Annotated in this window: 2 protein-coding genes and 1 pseudogene; 2 read left to right on the top strand and 1 reads right to left on the bottom strand. The window is 63.4% G+C overall.

What is annotated here, in order from left to right; translation table 11 throughout:
- Together ACTHL0_RS20270 and ACTHL0_RS20275 are read left to right on the top strand one after the other, a co-directional pair.
- A partial coding sequence (locus ACTHL0_RS20270) for an isocitrate/isopropylmalate family dehydrogenase (RefSeq protein WP_440568673.1) occupies nucleotides 1-203 on the top strand: 203 nt, incomplete at its 5' end.
- A gap of 111 nt (nucleotides 204-314) precedes the next feature.
- A complete protein-coding gene (locus tag ACTHL0_RS20275; RefSeq protein WP_440568674.1) occupies nucleotides 315-1,787 on the top strand; it encodes an NAD-dependent succinate-semialdehyde dehydrogenase in 1,473 nt (490 codons plus the stop codon).
- A gap of 153 nt (nucleotides 1,788-1,940) precedes the next feature.
- On the opposite strand, the pseudogene ACTHL0_RS20280 reads toward ACTHL0_RS20275, so the two are convergent.
- Nucleotides 1,941-2,405: pseudogene (locus ACTHL0_RS20280) on the bottom strand (methyl-accepting chemotaxis protein); the annotation flags it as partial.

Raw genomic sequence — 2,405 nt, forward strand, 5'->3', positions numbered from 1 at the left:
ATCCGATCGCGATGATCTGGTCCGCCGCGATGATGCTCGACTTCCTCGGGCACCAAAGCGGCAAGGAGCGCGAGGCGCACGACGCGATTCTCGCGGCAATCGAGGCGACGCTCAAAGAAGGCCCGCGCACCGGCGATCTGGGCGGCACGGCCAAGACAGAGGAAGTGGGCGCGGCGATCGCCGCTCGCGTGGCTGCGCTTTAGGTTTCGACGTTGGCCGCCGTACCGCTTCCACGCTCGCCCTTGTGCGGCCGCGATGCGGGGCTGACGCACTCACGTACCGAAACGCGTTAGAGGAATGAGAGGAGCATGGACATGACGCTTAAGTTTGAGCCCGAAGCATTGATACGTACGGAAAACTTCATCGGCGGCCGTTGGATGCCAGCCGCCGACGGCGCACGGTTCGCCGTGACGAATCCCGCCGACGGCACGCTGATCGCCGAAGTGGCCGACAGCCATGCCGCCGATGCGCGCGCGGCCACCGATGCCGCTGCCGCCGCCCTGCCCGCCTGGCGTGACACGCTGCCCAAGGAGCGTGCCGAGATCCTGCGGCGCTGGCATGCGCTCATCCTTGCGAATCAGGACGCGCTCGGCGCCTTGATCTCGCGCGAGCAAGGCAAGCCGTTGGCCGAGGGGCGCGGCGAAGTCGCCTACGGTGCGTCGTATGTCGCCTGGTTCGCCGAGGAAGCCACGCGCATCTATGGGGATTTGATTCCCCAGCAGCAGCGCGGCAAGCGCATGAGTGCGGTGAAGGAGCCGATCGGGATCGTGGCGGCCATTACGCCGTGGAATTTTCCGCTCGCGATGATCGCCCGCAAGATCGCACCGGCGTTGGCCGCGGGCTGTACGGTGATCGGCAAGCCGGCGGAAGACACGCCGCTGACGGCCTCGGCGCTCGTGCTGCTTGCGCAGGAAGCCGGCGTGCCAGCCGGGGTGTTGAATCTGATTACGGCTTCGCGTGGACGCGGTGTGGAGGCCGTCGCCGATTGGCTGCACGACTCACGGGTGCGCAAGATCACGTTCACGGGATCGACGGCTGTCGGCAAGCATTTGGCGCGTGAATCGGCCGATACACTCAAGAAGCTTTCGCTCGAATTGGGCGGCAATGCACCGTTTATCGTATTTGATGATGCGGATCTCGAAGCCGCGGTGCAAGGATTGATCGTCTCGAAGTTTCGCAACGGCGGCCAAACGTGCGTGTGCCCGAATCGCGTTTATGTGCAAGCGGGCGTGTATGAGCGATTTGCCGCTTTGCTTGCCGAGCGAGTGGGCGCGATGAAAGTGGGCCCGGCCAGCGATGCGGCGACGCAGATCGGCCCGATGATCAATGCGCGCGCGGTGGATAAGATCGCGAGACATGTCGACGATGCACTGATGCACGGTGCTCGCGTTTTGACCGGGGGTAAGCGTCTTACCGAACTCGGCCCCAACTTCTATGCGCCGACGGTATTGGCCGACGCAAATCGCAGTATGTTGCTCTGCGATGAAGAAACCTTTGGCCCTGTGGCTCCGCTATTTCGCTTCGACGATGAACGCGAGGCGATCGATGCCGCGAATGCCACGCCGTTTGGGCTGGCATCGTATTTCTATAGCAACGACATGAAACGGATCGAGCGCGTGTCGCGCGCACTCGAAGCCGGTCTTGTCGGCATCAACGAAGGCGCGGTATCGAGCGAAGCCGCACCGTTCGGCGGCGTAAAGGAATCGGGATACGGGAGGGAAGGTTCCAAATACGGGCTCGACGATTATCTGTCGATCAAGTATTTGTGTCAGGGGAATTTGGCTTAAAAGGTGCCGCTTCGCCAGCGTCGCGGGCTTTAGCCCGCGTTTCGCCTTAAGCACATTTCCCGGCAATCGGTGCTGCCTGTCGCCAATGCACCGAAATGAGCCGCCTGCGCCAATGCCCTTCGCCGAACTCATCCGGCGAAGGGCGCCGCGCGATCAGAACGTCTCCCAGCTCTTGTCGTCGGCTGTCACCGTCGAATGCTCAGGCTTCACCGCACGAGGCTCGACTCGGGCAGGCTGCGCCTTCGCGCGAACGGCAGGCACGTTCGCCTTGGCAGGTACCGTCGTCCGAACCGGACGTGCAGCAACCGTGGGCCGTTTCGGCGCAACCGCCGCGCGCGTGGGGATGGCCATGTCCACCGTGTCTGACAGCTTGAACGTCCCGACGGCCGTACGCAACGTACCGGCCTGATCCTCGAGCGATTTCGCAGCCGCCGCGGCTTCTTCAACCAGCGCCGCATTTTGCTGCGTCACTTCGTCCATTTGCGAAACCGCCTGGCCGATCTGCTCGATGCCTCGGCTGTGCTCCACCGACGCCGCGGCAATTTCCTCGACCAGATCCGACACCTGCTTGATCGCCCCCTTGACCTGATTCATCGACGAACCGACTTGCGCCGCCTG

The organism is Trinickia sp., from assembly GCF_051961175.1.
GTDB lineage: Bacteria > Pseudomonadota > Gammaproteobacteria > Burkholderiales > Burkholderiaceae > Trinickia.

Bases quoted from the DNA above. Each gene is read 5' to 3' on its own strand.
- ACTHL0_RS20275 (WP_440568674.1), top strand. From the start codon at position 315: ATGACGCTTAAGTTTGAGCCCGAAGCATTGATACGTACGGAAAACTTC.